General features: G+C 72.5%; 15 protein-coding genes. 7 read left to right on the forward strand and 8 right to left on the reverse strand.

What is annotated here, in order from left to right; genetic code table 11:
- Positions 1 to 73 precede the first annotated feature (73 nt).
- From ACFZB3_RS27515 to ACFZB3_RS27535, 5 genes are all read right to left on the reverse strand, one after another.
- Positions 74 to 1,369: an extracellular solute-binding protein gene (locus tag ACFZB3_RS27515; RefSeq protein ID WP_391379602.1), complete on the reverse strand. Its 1,296-nt coding sequence runs from the start codon at positions 1,367 to 1,369 to the stop codon at positions 74 to 76.
- 340 nt (positions 1,370 to 1,709) lie between these two features.
- Positions 1,710 to 2,339, reverse strand: a complete 630-nt coding sequence (locus tag ACFZB3_RS27520) for a DUF305 domain-containing protein (protein WP_391379605.1) — start codon at positions 2,337 to 2,339, stop codon at positions 1,710 to 1,712.
- 81 nt (positions 2,340 to 2,420) lie between these two features.
- A complete protein-coding gene (locus tag ACFZB3_RS27525) occupies positions 2,421 to 2,813 on the reverse strand; it encodes a DUF6153 family protein (protein ID WP_391379607.1) in 393 nt (130 codons plus the stop codon).
- Positions 2,814 to 2,954: 141 nt separating this feature from the next.
- Complete coding sequence (locus ACFZB3_RS27530; protein WP_391379609.1) at positions 2,955 to 3,914, reverse strand: M48 family metalloprotease; 960 nt, start codon at positions 3,912 to 3,914, stop codon at positions 2,955 to 2,957.
- Between the two features lie 14 nt (positions 3,915 to 3,928).
- Positions 3,929 to 4,318: a BlaI/MecI/CopY family transcriptional regulator gene (locus tag ACFZB3_RS27535; RefSeq protein WP_391379611.1), complete on the reverse strand. Its 390-nt coding sequence runs from the start codon at positions 4,316 to 4,318 to the stop codon at positions 3,929 to 3,931.
- Between the two features lie 108 nt (positions 4,319 to 4,426).
- On the opposite strand from ACFZB3_RS27535, the gene ACFZB3_RS27540 reads away from it, so the two are divergent.
- Genes ACFZB3_RS27540 through ACFZB3_RS27550 form a run of 3 tightly spaced genes read left to right on the forward strand, consistent with a single transcriptional unit; the run spans position 4,427 to position 6,736 of the window.
- Complete coding sequence (locus ACFZB3_RS27540) at positions 4,427 to 5,263, forward strand: undecaprenyl-diphosphate phosphatase (RefSeq protein ID WP_391379612.1); 837 nt, start codon at positions 4,427 to 4,429, stop codon at positions 5,261 to 5,263.
- The gene (locus ACFZB3_RS27545; protein WP_391379614.1) at positions 5,256 to 5,555 is read left to right on the forward strand and encodes a Chromate resistance protein ChrB; all 300 of its coding nucleotides are present in this window, start codon (positions 5,256 to 5,258) and stop codon (positions 5,553 to 5,555) included. Before ACFZB3_RS27540 ends, ACFZB3_RS27545 begins: the two co-directional genes overlap by 8 nt.
- A 26-nt stretch (positions 5,556 to 5,581) precedes the next feature.
- Positions 5,582 to 6,736 carry an MFS transporter gene (locus ACFZB3_RS27550; RefSeq protein WP_391379820.1) on the forward strand — a complete coding sequence of 385 codons (1,155 nt, stop codon included), beginning with the start codon at positions 5,582 to 5,584 and terminating at the stop codon, positions 6,734 to 6,736.
- Positions 6,737 to 6,748: 12 nt separating this feature from the next.
- Here the strand turns inward: ACFZB3_RS27550 and ACFZB3_RS27555 are convergent, their stop codons facing one another.
- The gene (locus tag ACFZB3_RS27555; RefSeq protein ID WP_391379615.1) at positions 6,749 to 7,375 is read right to left on the reverse strand and encodes a VTT domain-containing protein; all 627 of its coding nucleotides are present in this window, start codon (positions 7,373 to 7,375) and stop codon (positions 6,749 to 6,751) included.
- A 193-nt stretch (positions 7,376 to 7,568) separates the two neighbouring features.
- Here ACFZB3_RS27555 and ACFZB3_RS27560 point away from each other — a divergent pair, with 193 nt between their 5' ends.
- Together ACFZB3_RS27560 and ACFZB3_RS27565 are read left to right on the forward strand one after the other, a co-directional pair.
- Positions 7,569 to 8,915 carry a hypothetical protein gene (locus ACFZB3_RS27560; protein ID WP_391379616.1) on the forward strand — a complete coding sequence of 449 codons (1,347 nt, stop codon included), beginning with the start codon at positions 7,569 to 7,571 and terminating at the stop codon, positions 8,913 to 8,915.
- Positions 8,916 to 9,097: 182 nt separating this feature from the next.
- Complete coding sequence (locus tag ACFZB3_RS27565; RefSeq protein WP_391379617.1) at positions 9,098 to 10,009, forward strand: ADP-ribosylglycohydrolase family protein; 912 nt, start codon at positions 9,098 to 9,100, stop codon at positions 10,007 to 10,009.
- Positions 10,010 to 10,262: 253 nt separating this feature from the next.
- Here the strand turns inward: ACFZB3_RS27565 and ACFZB3_RS27570 are convergent, their stop codons facing one another.
- Positions 10,263 to 10,508 (reverse strand): hypothetical protein, encoded by a 246-nt coding sequence (locus tag ACFZB3_RS27570; protein WP_391379821.1) that lies wholly within the window; start codon positions 10,506 to 10,508, stop codon positions 10,263 to 10,265.
- Positions 10,509 to 10,797: 289 nt separating this feature from the next.
- Between ACFZB3_RS27570 and ACFZB3_RS27575 the strand changes: the two genes are divergently transcribed.
- A complete protein-coding gene (locus tag ACFZB3_RS27575) occupies positions 10,798 to 11,937 on the forward strand; it encodes a hypothetical protein (RefSeq protein WP_391379618.1) in 1,140 nt (379 codons plus the stop codon).
- Between the two features lie 50 nt (positions 11,938 to 11,987).
- On the opposite strand, the gene ACFZB3_RS27580 is transcribed toward ACFZB3_RS27575, so the two are convergent.
- On the reverse strand, positions 11,988 to 14,252 hold the full coding sequence (locus ACFZB3_RS27580; RefSeq protein ID WP_391379619.1) for a hypothetical protein: 2,265 nt from the start codon (positions 14,250 to 14,252) through the stop codon (positions 11,988 to 11,990).
- Positions 14,253 to 14,473: 221 nt separating this feature from the next.
- Between ACFZB3_RS27580 and ACFZB3_RS27585 the strand changes: the two genes are divergently transcribed.
- Positions 14,474 to 14,812, forward strand: coding sequence for a cyclic-phosphate processing receiver domain-containing protein (locus ACFZB3_RS27585; RefSeq protein ID WP_391379620.1), 339 nt, complete (start codon positions 14,474 to 14,476; stop codon positions 14,810 to 14,812).
- The last annotated feature ends 161 nt before the right edge of the window (positions 14,813 to 14,973 follow it).

The raw sequence follows: 14,973 nt of genomic DNA on the forward strand, positions 1-14,973 counted from the left end.
CGGTCACCACGGGCCGTGCCCGGCCGCGTCCGGTGGGACGCGACCGGACGCGGCGTACGCACCACGGTGGCCATCACTGCGCCGCCTTGCTCATGTTCGCGCCGAACTCCTCGGGCTTGATCTGCCGCAGGAACGACTTGTCCACGTTCGTCAGCAGCGGGTCGGCCTGGTCCGAGGGCAGCGCCTGGTCCCAGGAGAGCTGGAAGTTCGGCGAGTCCTGCACCAGCTTGTAGACGAAGGCCAGCCACGCCTTGTCGTCCGACTTCACGGCCGCCAGCTTCGCGTCGAGCCCGTTGACCGGCGGCACGCTGCCGGAAGCGAGGTAGGCGTCGACCTGGTCGCCGTTCATGACGTAGTCCTTCAGGTACGTCAGCGCCGCGGACTTGTTCCTGCTCGACGCGTTCAGCGACAGGAAGTTGGACGGGTTGCCGACGATGTCCTTCGGGTCGCCCTTGCCGCCCTCGCCACCGGACAGCGACGGGAAGGCGACGTAGCCGAGGTCCTTCTTCACGAAGTCCGGAGCCGCCTTGACCAGGTTGGCGTACTCCCAGGTGCCCATCAGCTCCATGCCGGCCTTGCCGGTGTACAGCAGTGCGGTGGAGGCGCCCTGGTCGTAGTTGACGGAGGAGGCGTTGTCGCCGAAGGCACCGGCCTTGGCGAGTTCCTGGAGGCGGGTGGCGGCCGCGGTGACCGCCGGGTCCTTCCAGCCGGAAGGGTCGCCCGAGGCGATCCGGTCGAACACCTCGGACCCGCCCTCGCGGTCCAGCAGGTACTCCAGGTACATCAGCGTCGGCCACTTCGAGTTCGCGGCGAGGGATATCGGGGTGACGCCGTCGCCCTTCAGCTTCCGCACCGCCGCCAGCAGGTCGTCGTACGTCTTCGGCGGCTCGACGCCCGCGGCCTTCAGGACCTTCTTGTTGTAGTAGAGGACGACGGGCGCGAGGCCGTTCGCCGGGACACCGTAGGTCTGGCCGTCGAAGGTGGCGCTCTTCAGCACGCTGGGCGTGAACCGCAGCAGGTTCACCTGGGCGTCGGTGACGGCGTCCACCTTGCCCGCCTTCACGTAGTCGTCCAGCGCGCCGCCGCCCCAGCTGAAGAAGAGGTCGGGGGCCTGGTTCGCGCCGAAGGCCACGCGCAGCTTCTGCTTGTAGTCGTCGTTGGCGAACAGCCGCAGGGTGATCTTCTGGTCCGGGTGGTCCTTGTTGTAGGCGTCCACGGACTCCTTGAGGATCGTCTGGTCGTTGAGCGCCCACATCGTCAGGCCCTTCGACGACGCACCCGAGGACGAGCCGGCCGGCCCCGAAGTCCCGCACGCGGCAAGGGACATGGCGGCCGCCACGGCGATCGCGACCCCGGTCCCACGCCGCACTCCCGGAATGCCCGCACCCCTCTCCCCGCTCTTTCCGCTCTTTCCGCTGTTTCCCGGTGCCGGAAATCCGCGCATAATCTGCCTCTCTTCTCTCGGCATTCCGTATTCATGCGCCAGGCAGATGGGCGGCTGGTGCGAAAAGCTTTCGGACGTCATCACCGCGGACGGCCTGCCTGCTGGACCGGGACACTGACACGGATTTCACGCCGGGGACAAGGAGGGGAAATTCCTCGGTTACGAAACATTTTCGCGGTCAGTACGCATACCTGGGCTACGGGGTGGTCGTGCCGAGGGCGGCGGCGGGGGCCGGGGCCGGGACCTGGCCCCCGCGCCGGTGCGGTCAGCTCTTGCCGAGCATCTTGTTCATCTCCGCGATCTCGGCGTTCTGCGCGGTGATGATGCCGTCCGCCATGGAGGTGGCCGCGCCGTACCGGCCCTTGTTCTTCTCGGTGGTGGCCATCTCGACGGCGCCCTTGTGGTGCTCGATCATCATGGTCAGGAACATGGTGTCGAACTCCTTGCCGGACATCTTCTTCAGGCCGGCGAGGTGGGAGCTGCTCATCATGCCGGGCATGTTGGAGTCACCCATGCCGGCCATACCGGACATCGGCATGCTCTTGCCCCAGGACCTCAGCCAGCCGGTCATGGTCTCGATCTCCGGGTCCTGGGCCTTCTCGATCCGTGCGGCGAGGTCCTTGACCTGGGCGGAGGACGCCCGGTCGGCGGCGAGTCGCGCCATCTGAACAGCCTGCTGGTGGTGCGGGATCATGCCCTGGGCGAAGGTCACGTCCTGGGCGTTGTACGTGTCGCCGGCGGTGTCGGCACCCGCGGCGGCCGACGTGGCGGCGCCGGCGGACGCGGCGCTGCCGCTGTCGGTGCCGCCGCCACAGGCGCTGAGGACGAGCGCGGCGGTCGCGGTGGCCGCGATCAGCGCGGCGCGGTGAGCGAGGGTGCGGGGGGTTGCGGACATGCGTGAACTCCTGCGGTGGGAAGAGAGGTTCCTGGCCTGCGTGAGCACCACGCCGGTCGACGGCGCGGTGTGCGGCGGCCTCTAGATCCGCAGGAGCTGGAGTTCGGCAAGAGAAGGCGGTGCGCGGGTGGCGTCCGAAGACGCTGCCCGGTACGGACGTACGGCGTCGGCCTGCGTGGCGAGGACCACCGGGCCGGACGTGGGCACGGGCAGGTGGGGGCCGCCGGCGACGGCCGCCGACGCACAGGCCGAGTCGGCGTGCTGGACGAGGCATCCGCCGCACCGGCCGCCGGGGCAGTCACCGTCGTCCGCCACGAGGGGTGTCGCCGCGAGACGGTGCTGGGCGGGCTCCGGGGCGAGGCCGCCGGGAGCCAGGGCGTGCATGCCCAGCAGCCCCGCGAGCAGGCTCAGCACGAGCAGCGCCTGCCACCGCCGCGCGGGCGGTCGTGCGCGGTGCTGCTCGGGACTGGGCATGGGGCTGTCCTGGGTCGGCGGTGGTGAGTGACTCGTAGTGGATACGGGCGCGGCCCTGCTCGCGTTCACCACGGCCGGAACGGTTCCGGCGGCACGCCGTCATCGGCTCCGGGCGGTGGCCGTCGGGGGAACGGGAAGTCGCTACCGGACGCCGATGGTCTCCAGCAGGACGTGGAGGTCGTGGGTGGCCTCGGCGGTGGCGAGGATCGCCGTGCCGAGGACGAGCGCGGTGCCGGCGGTGAGGGCGGGGTGGCGGCCGAGCGGCGGGGCGAGGAGCGCGGCAACGCGGCGGGGTACGGGACCGGCGGAAGCGAGCGGTCCGCGGCGGCCGCGCAGACCACGCACACCGAGGATGCCGAGGGCGGCGCCCGCGGCGCGGGCGAGGGCCGGGACCTGGTGGGCGGCGAGGGCGGCCTTGCCGACGGTGCGGGCGACGCGGCGGCGGTCGCCGGTGGCCCGGACGGCGTTCTCGTCGGCCCAGCGCTCGATGGTGTAGGCGACGGCGGTGGCGAACGGGCGCAGGAGCGGGTTGGCGCAGGCGCCGAGCTGGGCGAGGGCGACGAACGCGTAGTGGTGGGCGGTCAGATGGGCGCGTTCGTGGGCGAGCAGGATGGTGCGCTCGGTCTCGTCGAGGGTGTGCAGCATGCCGGTGGAGACGACGATCCGGCCGGGCAGGCCGGGCAGTGCGTAGGCGTCGGGCGCCTCGTCGTCGACGATGACGGTGCCGTCGCGGGTCGGCATGCAGGCGGCGTCCAGTGCCGCGGCGGCCAGGGTGCGGGCGCGGCGCCAGAGCATGCGGGCCGCGGTCAGCACGGCGGCGCCGAGCAGCAGTCCGGCGACGAGCGCGACGGAGAGCTGGGCGGGGTCGTCGTGCTGCGCGGAGTGGGCGGACCAGTGGCCGAGTGCGGCGAGTTGCGGGATGCGGATCAGGCCGGTGACGGCCAGCAGGCCCAGGGAGACCGTGCTCGCCGTGCCCAGGACCAGGGCCGCGGCGGTGAGCAGCCAGGTGGCCAGGCGGGGTTCGCAGCGCTCGGCCAGCGGGCGGGCGGCGAGCGGGGCGACGAGCGAGAGCAGCAGCGGGATGTAGACGGCGATGCGCATCCGTGCGTCGCCTCCTATCGGCCGGGGTCCTGGTCGGGGCCGAGCAGCTGGCGCAGGAGGTCGGCGTCGGTGTCGGACAGCTCGTCGGCGAAGCGGGCGAGGACGGCCTCGCGGTCGGGGCGTTCCTCCAGGACGGTGCGCATCCGGCGGGCGGCGAAGCCGGCGTCGTCGGTGACGGGGGCGTAGGCGTAGGCCCGGCCGCGCGGGGTGCGGGTGAGCAGACCCTTGGTGTGCATGCGGGTGAGGATCGTCACCACGCTGTTGTACGTCAGCCCGTCACCGAGGCGTTCGGTCACCTCGCCCGGCGTCAGTGCGGTGCCGGCCTGCTGGAGGAGATCCAGGAACTCGGCCTCACGGGCGCCGTTCGCCCGCTTCTGGCCCCGGCCGTGCGCGTCGGCTGCCATGGGTTTGTCGTTCTCCCGTATCGCCCTCTATCTTTTACACCCGTGTAGGAGTTTTACTCACGTGTAAAAGCTTCCGTGCTGCGAGTGTGCCACACAGAGGGGTCCCGTATGAGCGCCATCAGCATCGGCCAGGCCGCCGTCCTCGGAGTCGTCGAGGGGGTGACCGAGTTCCTTCCGGTGTCCTCCACCGGGCATCTGAAGATCACCGAGGGGCTCATGAACATACCCGTCGACGACACCTCGGTGGTCGGGTTCACCGCCGTCATCCAGGTCGGCGCCATCGCCGCCGTACTCCTCTACTTCTTCAAGGACATCGTGCGGATCGTCTCCGCATGGGGCCGCGGCCTGGTCGACAAGAACGAGCGTCACCACCACGACTACAAGTTCGCCTGGTGGGTCGTCTACGCCACGATCCCGATCGTGGTCGTGGGCCTGGCCGCCAAGAAGCTGGTCGAGGGGCCGCTGGGCTCGCTGTGGGTGGTGGCCGCTTCGCTGATCGTCGGATCCGGCGTGATGTGGGCCGCCGACCAGATGGGCCGGCACAAGCGCGGTGAGGAAGACACCACGTTCAAGGACGCGATGCTGGTCGGCAGCGCGCAGATCCTCGCCCTGCTCTTCCCCGGCTTCTCGCGCTCCGGCGCCACCATGTCCACCGCGCTCGTCCTCGACCTGGACCGGGTCGCCGCCACCCGCCTCTCCTTCTTCCTCGGCATCCCGGCCCTGACCGGGGCGGGCCTGTACGAACTCAAGGACGCCGTGGGCGCCGGCGTCGGCGCGGTCCCGCTGGCCGTCGGCACGGCCGTCTCCTTCGTGGTCGCCTACGCCTCCATCGCCTGGCTCCTGAAGTTCGTCGCCAAGCACTCCTTCAACGCCTTCGTGATCTACCGCGTCGTCATCGGAGTGACGCTGCTGGGCCTGCTGGCGACCGGTGTCCTCAATGCCTGACGTCCCGCCGTACGGCACCCGGAGCGAGCCGCGCGGGACCGGCGCGCTCCCGCACGCGCAGCGCGTGCGGGCCGCTCCGGACGTACCGGTCCTCACCGAGGGTGCCGGCGGGGCGATGGCGCCCACCGACCGGCACCGGCACCGGCACCGTGACCTGACCGCGCGCTACGTGTTCGGTCCGCCACTGGCGGCCGAGACCGGCGAGCGGCTCAGGCGGTCCGCGGCCGCCTGCGTGGACTACGCCGAGCGTGCCCTCGCCGTGCTGCACGGGACCGCGGGGGCGGAACGGTGACCGCGCGGCCCGTTGCGGGCCGGCGGATGTGGCCGCTGTACGCGGCGGGGTTCACCACCGCCTTCGGTGCGCACGGCATCGCCGCCAGTCTCGGCGGCAACAGCGCGGACGCGGTCACCTCGCTGCTGGTGCTGGGCGGTCTGCTCGCCCTGTACGACGGCGCCGAGGTGGTGCTGAAGCCGGTGTTCGGCACCCTCGCCGACCGGATCGGCGCCCGTCCCGTCCTGCTCGGCGGCCTGGCCGCCTTCACCCTCGCCTCCGCGCTGTACGTCCTGGCCGACAGCCCCGGCTGGCTCTGGGCCGCCCGCCTCGGCCAGGGAGCCGCGGCCGCCGCCTTCTCCCCGTCCGCCTCGGCGCTGGTCGCCCGCCTCAACCCGGCCGCCAAGCGGGGCCGCGCCTTCGGCAGTTACGGCTTCTACAAGTCGATCGGCTACACCCTCGGCCCCCTGCTCGGCGGGGTCCTGGTCCGGGCCGGCGGCCTGCGCCTGCTGTTCGCCGTCCTCGCGGTGCTCGGCGTGACGGTCGCCTGCTGGGCCGCGCTCACCGTCCCCGTCGTGCCGCCGCTGCCCAGGGCCCGGCAGACGGTCCTCGACCTGGCCCGCCGCCTCACCGAACCGGCGTTCCTCGCCCCGACCGCCGCACTGGCCGCCGCCACCGCGGCGCTGTCGGTCGGGGTCGGCTTCCTGCCCGTCTCCGGCCGTACGGCGGGGCTGGACACGGTCGCGACCGGCGCCGCCGTGTCGGTGCTCGCCGCGACCGCCGCGCTGGTCCAGCCGCGCGCCGGGCGCGCCCTGGACGCGGGGCGCCTGACGACCCGCGCCGGACTCACCGCCGGGCTGCTGCTCACCGCCGCCGGCCTGGCCTGCGCCATGCTGCCCGGTCTGGCCGGCATCCTCTCCGCCGCCGTCCTGACCGGCGCCGGTACGGGGCTGATCACCCCGCTCGGCTTCGCCGCGCTGGCCGCGGGCACGCCCGCGGAGCGCCTGGGCCAGACCATGGGCGCCGCGGAACTCGGCCGCGAACTCGGCGACGCGGGCGGCCCGCTGCTCGTCGCCGCCGTCGCCTCGCTCGCCACCCTCACCTACGGCTACGGCGCGCTCGCGGCCCTGATCGGCCTGGGCGCGGCGGCCGCGCTCGTACGCCGCCGCCGGGCGCCGGCCGTACCCGGGCCGGAAAGCTGAACACTCCCCGGGTCAGTCCTGGTGCCGGCGCCGGCGGCGCAGTACGTGCCGGAGGACGAGCGCGGCGACCAGGACGCCGAGGGCGACGAGCGCGTACAGCTGGTAGCGGCTGATCTCGTCGTAGATCGCGGTGATGTGGGTGCCCGCCGCATAGGCCAGGCTCGCCCACAGGCCGACCCACAGCGCGGCACCGAGGGCGTTGAAGACCAGGAAGCGACGCCAGGGCATGCCGCTGGTGCCCGCGATGATGCCGTTGACCTGGCGCAGTCCCTCGACGAAACGGGCGACGGTGACGATCTTGCCGCCGTGCCGGGTGAAGAACTCCTCGGCCGCCTCGAAGCGCTGCGGCGTCAGGAACACATAGCGACCCCAGCGGTGCACGAAGGCCCGTCCGCCGGTGTGGCCGATCAGATAGCCGACGTTGTCCCCGACGACGGCGGCGGCGAACGCGATGACCGCCACGGCCACGATGTTCAGGTCTCCGGCCCCCGCGTAGATCCCCGCGGCGATCAGGATGGTCTCCCCCGGCGCGGGCACGCCGAAGTCCTCCACGAGGACGACACCGCCGACGGCCCAGTAGCCGTAGTGGGTGAGCAGCGGGGCCAGATGGGCCAGCGGGCCAGGAAGAGGCGGCGCCATGCCCACCACGGTACGCGGCCACCGCGGCCGTCGCCGGTCAGCGGGGCAGGGCGAGGGACGGCTGGTCAAGAAGACGGTAAGAACCACGCGCCGCACGCCCTCCGCTACAACCTTCCGTCTCGGCAGGTCGTCCAACTCGGGCCCGGCGGGGGCCACTTCGCCGGGGTCTCTTCTGTCCCATCTGGGGGATGTCATGAGTTCTGTCTCCGTCGGGCGTGTGCTGCGCAGCGGAGCCTGTGCCGGAGCCGTGGGGGCGCTGGTCGCCGCCGGTCTCGGCAGCGGCGTCGCCTTCGCCGACGACTCACAGACCGATCAGCTGTGGGTCCAGGCGCCGTACGACCAGACGGTCACCGTCGCCCCGAACGGCGGTGCGGCGCAGTACCGGTCGCTGGCGCTCGGCCTCTACCACGACAACGGCAATTTCACCGTGACCGACGGGCGGCTGACCGTCGACGTCTCCGGGCTCGCCGGCGTCGCCGAGGTGGCCTGGCCCGACAACTGCACGCCGGACGACGCCGGTACCGTCGCCGTGTGCGACACCGGGGACGTGCCGACCCGCTACAGCGCACAGGTGCAGCTGAAGGTGCGGGCCGCCGCCGGCGCCACCGTGGGAGCGCAGGGCACGATCGAGTACTCGGCCACCGCCACCGGCGGCCCCGACGGCACGCTCACCGCCCCGCAGGACTCCGCGGAGACCTCCGTCACCGTCGGCTCCGGCCCGGACCTCGGTGTCAGCGCCCCGCAGGACGTCAGCGGCGTCGCGCCCGGCACCGTCCTCACGGTGCCGTTCTCCGTCACCAACACCGGCAACGAGACCGCGCACGGCTTCACCGTGAAGATGTGGGCGACGTACGGCCTCGACGTCACCACCCGCTACCCGCAGTGCACGTACACCGGGCCGGACCCCGACGGCGAGTACACGCCCATGACGGACGTGACCTGCTCCTTCGACACCGACGTCGCTCCGGGCGCCACGGTGGAGCTCCCGGAGCCGCTGCGCCTCACCGTCACCGGCCACGCCCTGTACGAGCGGTTCGACTACGAGGTCCAGCCCGGCGGCGACGCGACCGACCTCAACGGCTCGGACAACGGCCGCTCCTGGCACGTCGACGCCGACAACACCGCCGACTTCGCCGTGTCCGGCACCGAGGTGAGCGGCGCGGCGGGCGACACCGTCACCGCCGGCTTCCGCTTCGACAACCACGGCCCGGCCTGGGTCGGCAACGTCAGCTCGGGCGACCCCGTCGCCGTCATCGACTACTACCTCCCGGAGGGCACCACCGCCACGTCCGTGCCCGCCACCTGCCACAGCGCCTGGACCTCCGGCGACGACCCCGCCATCGGCCACTACGCCTGCACCCTCCCGCTGTGGGCCAAGCCGGACCTGGCGGTCGGCTTCCCGTTCCAGCTGCGCATCGACCGGGTCGTCCCCGACGCGACGGGCCGCGTCATCGCCCACCCGCACTCCGACACGTCCCTCACCTTCGACCCGGACAGCGAGAACAACTCGGCCGAGGTGATCGTCAACCCGTCCGCCTGACAGCGCGGAGGGGGCGAGCCCATGGCTCGCCCTTCTCCGTCTCCACGCCCCAGGGCCCTGGGGCGTGGGGCGTGGAGCGTGGGGCGTGGGGCGCGGGCCCTGGAGGCCCCCGTCCCGCACCGCGCGCACCCCGCGCCGAAACCGGGGTGCCGAGGACGCCGTCGCCTTGTGATACTGCTCCGATGATCAACCTGCCCACCGCCGCGCTGGACTCGTTGTCGGGGCTCGCCTTCGGTGATGCCTTCGGCGACCGCTGGTTCGGCATCCTGCGCCACGAGGGCGAGGCGGCCCTGGATGCCCGGACCCTGCCCCCGGAGCCGCTGTGGCGGTGGAGCGACGACACCGCCCAGGCGCTCGTGCTCGTCCGGGAACTCGCCGCGGGCGATGGCACCGTCGACCAGGACCGCTTCGCCCTGCGCCTCGCCGAGGCCTACGCCGACGACACCCACCGCGGCTACGGAGCCTCGATGCACGACGTGCTCCGCCGCATCGGCGCGGGTGAGCCCTGGCAGCAGGTGGTCGCCGGACAGTTCGGCGGCCAGGGCTCCTGGGGCAACGGCGCGGCCATGCGCGTCGCCCCGCTGGGAGCCTGGCACGCCGCCGACCTCGATGCCGTCGCGGAGCAGGCCGCCCGTCAGAGCACGGTCTCGCACCACCATCCGGAGGCGGTCGCCGGGGCGGTGGCGGTGGCCCTCGCCGCGGCGCTGGCAACCCGCAGCCGGGGCGGGCCCGCACCGGCCCGCCCGGACTTCCTCCAGGCGGTCGCCGCGCGGCTTCCCGACAGCGACGTCCGGTCGGGGGTGCGGATCGCGGCCCGGATGCCGGCACGTACCTCGGTCCGGCACGCGGCGGAAGTCCTGGGCTCCGGCTACCGGATGTCCGGCCCCGACACCGTCCCCTACGCCCTCTGGTGCGCGGCAGGACACCTTGACGACCTGCACGAGGGCCTGTGGCTCACGGTCGCCGGGCGCGGCGACATCGACACCACGTGCGCCATCGCGGGCGGGGTGATCGCCGCTCGTACGGGCGTCGCCGCCCTCCCGCCCGCCTGGCACGCCGCCCGTGAGCCGCTGCCCCCGGTCCCGGTCCGGTAGCCGAACCGGGACCTGGTCCGCCCTGCGCCGTGGAACCCCGGCTCGCCGCGAGCCGAGGCCGGAGCCAGCCCCTGCCGCGAGAGCGGTCAGCTTCCCGACACCCCGGGTCCACGGCCTGGGGTGTCGGGAAGCTGACCTGCGGATATGCGGCCTCTGGTCTCGTTCGGCGGACCGGCTGCGCACCGATCGCCGGCACCGGGAGGCCACTCCGCACCCCCCGTGGGCATGGCACGCGAAGGGCACTCATGCCCCCTCAGTTGGCGAGGCTGAAGTCACCGCCCACCGGTGCGGCGATCTTGTCGACTCCGGTCAGGGCCGTGAGCGTGGTCACCGGGGTGCTGCTGTCGGTGGTGGTGCCGTTGCCGAGCTGGCCGGAGCGGTTGCTGCCCCACGACTTCAGCCGCTTCTCCTGCTTCGCCCGGGCATCCGCCGCTCCGGGAACGGCTGCGTGAGCGGTGAGCGGGACGAGGAGTACGGCGAAACGAGCAGAGCGCGGCAGCGAGCCTGCGGCCGGTACGACGAGCGTGCAAGGACGACTTCATCCGGAGATCACGAAGTGGACATGATCTTCGTAGCGGTCCCCGTGGACGCCGCAGGTCCGACCCGGCTTCCGGGTCACCCGGCCGACGGACTCATCACACTGGTCCTCCGGGCTCCCGGTACTCCCGGTACTCCCGCACAAGGTCTGTTGATCTTCATGAAAAGATGCGCGAACCGTGCAGGGGACACGGCTCGGCTACAGGCCTGACCACAGGCCTGACCACAGGCCTGACTACATGGGGGGTTCCATGACGCCCGAGGCAACGAGATCCCGGAACGCCGTACGAAGAACGGCTCTGCTCCTGGCAGCAGCAGTGACCGGCGGATGGCTGCTCGCGACGCCGGCCGAGGCGGCGTACGGAGACACCGAATTCCGCGGTGTCTCCATCAACAACGGCAAGCCGATCGTCCTCGGTACCGCCGGGACGGTGACGGTGCCGGTCAGCGCCCAGATCTACGACGACTCCGGCGGCATCGAGACCATCGATGCCGACCTGGCGGGCACCTTCCTCGAAGGGCCCGTGGGCCACAACATGACGTGTGTGCAGACGACCTCCACCGTGTCCACCTGCACCGGAACAGCGATCCTGGACCCGGCCTACTACTCCAACGACTCTCCCGGACCCGTCGGGCTCAGGATTTTCGGCTACGCGTACGACGGCGGCCAGTACCTGGAGTCCACGCTGTACCCGCAGTACGAGAACCTGCCCGGCCGCGACGCGCTGCTGCTGAAGGAAACAAAGCTCGCGGCGATGAACGCCACCCCCGAGCCGGTTCGCAAGGGCGGCACGCTCACCTTCACCGGCCGGCTCACCCGCCCCGACTGGAACACGATCGAGGCCGACGGTACGAAGGCCGTCGTCGGATACCCGGGCCAGCCGGTGAAACTGCAGTTCAAGAAGGCTGGCGGCACGTCCTACACCACGGTCAGGACCGTGACCTCGGGCACCGACGGCAAGCTGAGGACGACCGCCACGACGAGCACTTCGGGCACCTGGCGCTGGTCCTTCGCGCAGAACGGCACCTCCGCCGCCGCGACCTCGGCGGGAGACGGCGTCACCCAGCTGAAGACAGCGAAGCTGACGGTGAACGCCGGCCCCGAACCGGTGGCCAAGGGCGCCAGACTGACGGTCTCCGGCCGTCTCACCCGCGCGACGACCGACGCGGCCACCACGTTCACCGGTTATGCGGGACAGTCGGTGAAGCTGCAGTTCAGAAAGTCGGGCAGCACCACCTACACGACGGTCAAGACGGTCAGCACCAACGCGACGGGCTACCTGAGCACGACGGCGACAGCGAACGCCGCGGGTTACTGGCGCTGGTCGTATGCGGGGAGCAGCACGGTGGCCTCGGTGAACGCCGTGGGCGACGGCGTCAGTTTGAGGTAGCGACGACGTGGCCCGGCCGGCTGGAGGGCCACGTTGCACGGCCGCGGTCTCTACGCGTTCGAGGCGTCGCCGGTCAGTGTCCGCAGGACCTTCCGGGCCTCGGTGCGGAAGTGCTCGTCGTCGAGGATGATCCGGTCCTGGAGGCCGGCGCCCACCATGCGCCGGTCGCCGTCCGCGAGGTCGCGGATCAGGTCGAGCTGAGCGTCGGTGAAGGCTGCCGGGCCGAGCGCGGCGCAGGCTTTCAGCACGGCCGAGGCGGAGCGCGCGTACCAGCCCGGCCGGACCGCCGCGAGGACACGGTCGGCCAGGGTGGTCCGAGGGAGCCCGCCGAGGGTGTCGGCCCCGGGACAGATGCTGGTCAGGGCGAGCACGAGGGCCGGGGAGAGTTCCGGGTCGTCCAGCAGCGGGACCAGGTCGGGAACGAGCGGCCCGGCCGTGGGACCGAGCAGGCCGGCGACTTCGGCGGCGCGTTTCACCGTCTCCTGACCCCATGCCCGGGAGGCCCAGGCGAGACCCTCCCGGATCACCGGGAGCACCGCCTGCTCGTCCCCGGTCAGTTCCCAGACCAGCGCCGCGGCCCCGAGCGCTGCCCTGATCGCCGGCATGGTCTCCCGCGACTGCGGCGGTTCCGCCAGCAGCGTGCGCAGCAGCGGCAGCAAGGGACGAGCCGCTTCCCCGAGCGAGGCGGTCACGGTGACGGTGTGGTCCAGGCTGTTGCCTCGCTCGGCCAGCAGCTCGGAGAGTACGGAGACCAGGGGGTCGGCGTCGCCGGTCAGGGAGTGAAGTGCGCCGGCCGCTGCCTGACGCGTGGCCGGCGGTCCCTGTCGGGCCTGGGCTCGCAGCGCCTCGACCACGTCCGCGTCGGCCCGGGGATCGGCCACGGCGGCCAGGGCGCGGCCGACCGGCAGCGGATGGCGCGACAGCGCGGCGAGCAGCTCCGGCAGGGCGGCCCTGGCCTGCCCGCCCCAGGCGGCCAGCAGCCCGCTCAGGTAGACCGGCTCGTTGACCGCGGCCAACGAGCCGCCGATGACCGATCGGCGCTCGCCGGGGGGTTCGACGGCAAGCCGGACGCGTATCGCGTCGAGCAGTTCAGGATCGTAGGGCAGGGGCGTCCGGTCCTCGCCGGGCGCGTGGGTCCGGCCCGGCGACCGGATCTCACCGGCCGCGAGACGGTACGCGGCCTCCAGTGCGCGGGGCCGCTCGGGCAGGTGGCGGGCGAGCAGCCCGGTCGCCTCCGGTGCTCCCAGACACACCAGCGCGGCGAGGGCCCCGTCGGCCGAATCGTCATCGCCCCGCGCGATGGCAAGCAGGGCCGGGACCGCCGCCGGGACGGGCTGACCCCAGGCACGCAGCAGCGAAAACACGCCGGGCGCGGTGGCCGGATCGTCGAGCAGCGGGAGCACTGCGGGCAGCAGCCGTGCCGGGGCGGTCCGTGAGCGGCGGGCGAGGGACTCGGCGGCCCACCGCGCCTCGGTGGTGGCGGTCTGCGCGTGCTCGCTCCCCTGGAGCCGCAGTGCCACGGCCCGCCCGAGCGCGGAGCCGACCAGGTCGATGACGGTGTCGACCTCGCCGCGTCCGTGCAGAGCTTCGGCGATCGCGTGCAGCGGCTCCCGCTCCCACAGGCCGCCGAATCCGTGCCGCTCCAACGGGACCAACGCCGTGACGCACGCGGTCGTCTCCGCGTCCCACGGCAGGCCGCAGTCGGCGGTGACCAGCAGCGCCGCAACCTGAACCGGCGCCGGCTCGTCTCCGGCGAGCGCCGCGGCGCACAACTCCCCGGCCGCAGCGGGATCCAGGAGCGCACAGGCCGTCAGCACGTCGGCGCGCACCGCCGGATCGCGCTCCGCCGCCCAGCGGGCCCGCAGCGCCACCCGCGCGTCGGCGCCGGCCGCCGCCCGACACTGGGCCACCGCCCACGCCGTGATCCGCCGCACCTCACGATCGTCGTCCGCGAGCAGCGGCAGGAGCAGCCCCAGCTGCGCCACGACGGCGTCGCGGGCCGCCCCGGGCACCGGCAGACCGTGCTCGTCCCCGCTCCCGGCGATCACACCGAGCATGCCCAGCAGGGCACTTCGGCGCACGCCTTCGGCAACGAGCCGCGCCAGGAACGGCACCGCGGGCGCGGTCGCCGCGTAGACCGTGCCCTGGTGGACGATGCTGCTCCACAACTCCTCCTCGGCCTCCGCGGCAGTCTTCTCCACCGGGGACGCGAGATCCCGAAGCAGCGCGGGGACGTCCTCCGCGGAGCCGTAGGCGTGCTGAAGCCGTGACCAGTCCACCCGGTCGAGGTCGGCGAAGACGAGACGGAGATCCATGCAGCGGATCATGCCACCCGGCACTGACAGCTGTTCTGACCCGCGAAGCGCCTACGTCGGTGGACGCGGGATCAGCCACCCGTCGGCCACTGCCGTTCCCGGTGGCTCCCCGCTGGATCCGGCACGCTCGTGGCATGAGCCGCGGTCGTAGTCACGCGAGTTGCCGAGGAGAAGCACAGCGGCGACCATGCCATGCCATGCCATGCCGTGATGATGGTCGGATGAAAGAAGAGTCGCCCGTCCCGTCGCCGGTCATCCTCGGCATAGACGATCTCCGGCCACTGCCCTGGACCACGCGAATCGCGCGCAGCAGCGACGAAGGCGTCAGGCTCCTGCAAGAGCACCGCGACAGCTTCATCGACGAACTCTGGCTCGACCACGACCTCGGCGGCGACGACAGCATCCTGCCTGTGGTGACCCTCCTGGAAGAGGCGGCTTTCAACGGACGGCCCTTCCGGATCGGCACGGTCTTCGTGCACAGCGCCAACCCCATCGGCGCCGAGACCGTCGTCCGGTCACTCACACGCTGGAACTACCAGGTCCGGCGGGCGACGGTCTAGGAATCCGCCGCGAGGTCCGGCCTCATGGCCTCATCCTTGTCAGGCTCGTCAGGCCGATCACAACGGGCCGTCGACACCGCTCGACCAGTCCGGCGCTCGGTGGAGGGTCCGCTGAGATCTGGTGCTGACAGCTGACGGGGCCCGGCGGCCGGGCCCCGACC

Origin of the sequence: Streptomyces sp. NPDC008092 (genome assembly GCF_042957285.1) — a bacterium.
Taxonomy (GTDB): Bacteria; Actinomycetota; Actinomycetes; order Streptomycetales; family Streptomycetaceae; genus Streptomyces.

Bases quoted from the DNA above. Each gene is read 5' to 3' on its own strand.
- ACFZB3_RS27520 (WP_391379605.1), bottom strand. From the start codon at position 2,339: ATGTCCGCAACCCCCCGCACCCTCGCTCACCGCGCCGCGCTGATCGCG.
- ACFZB3_RS27525 (WP_391379607.1), bottom strand. From the start codon at position 2,813: ATGCCCAGTCCCGAGCAGCACCGCGCACGACCGCCCGCGCGGCGGTGG.
- ACFZB3_RS27530 (WP_391379609.1), bottom strand. From the start codon at position 3,914: ATGCGCATCGCCGTCTACATCCCGCTGCTGCTCTCGCTCGTCGCCCCG.
- ACFZB3_RS27535 (WP_391379611.1), bottom strand. From the start codon at position 4,318: ATGGCAGCCGACGCGCACGGCCGGGGCCAGAAGCGGGCGAACGGCGCC.
- ACFZB3_RS27540 (WP_391379612.1), top strand. From the start codon at position 4,427: ATGAGCGCCATCAGCATCGGCCAGGCCGCCGTCCTCGGAGTCGTCGAG.
- ACFZB3_RS27545 (WP_391379614.1), top strand. From the start codon at position 5,256: ATGCCTGACGTCCCGCCGTACGGCACCCGGAGCGAGCCGCGCGGGACC.
- ACFZB3_RS27550 (WP_391379820.1), top strand. From the start codon at position 5,582: ATGTGGCCGCTGTACGCGGCGGGGTTCACCACCGCCTTCGGTGCGCAC.
- ACFZB3_RS27555 (WP_391379615.1), bottom strand. From the start codon at position 7,375: ATGGCGCCGCCTCTTCCTGGCCCGCTGGCCCATCTGGCCCCGCTGCTC.
- ACFZB3_RS27560 (WP_391379616.1), top strand. From the start codon at position 7,569: ATGAGTTCTGTCTCCGTCGGGCGTGTGCTGCGCAGCGGAGCCTGTGCC.
- ACFZB3_RS27565 (WP_391379617.1), top strand. From the start codon at position 9,098: ATGATCAACCTGCCCACCGCCGCGCTGGACTCGTTGTCGGGGCTCGCC.
- ACFZB3_RS27575 (WP_391379618.1), top strand. From the start codon at position 10,798: ATGACGCCCGAGGCAACGAGATCCCGGAACGCCGTACGAAGAACGGCT.
- ACFZB3_RS27580 (WP_391379619.1), bottom strand. From the start codon at position 14,252: ATGGATCTCCGTCTCGTCTTCGCCGACCTCGACCGGGTGGACTGGTCA.
- ACFZB3_RS27585 (WP_391379620.1), top strand. From the start codon at position 14,474: ATGAAAGAAGAGTCGCCCGTCCCGTCGCCGGTCATCCTCGGCATAGAC.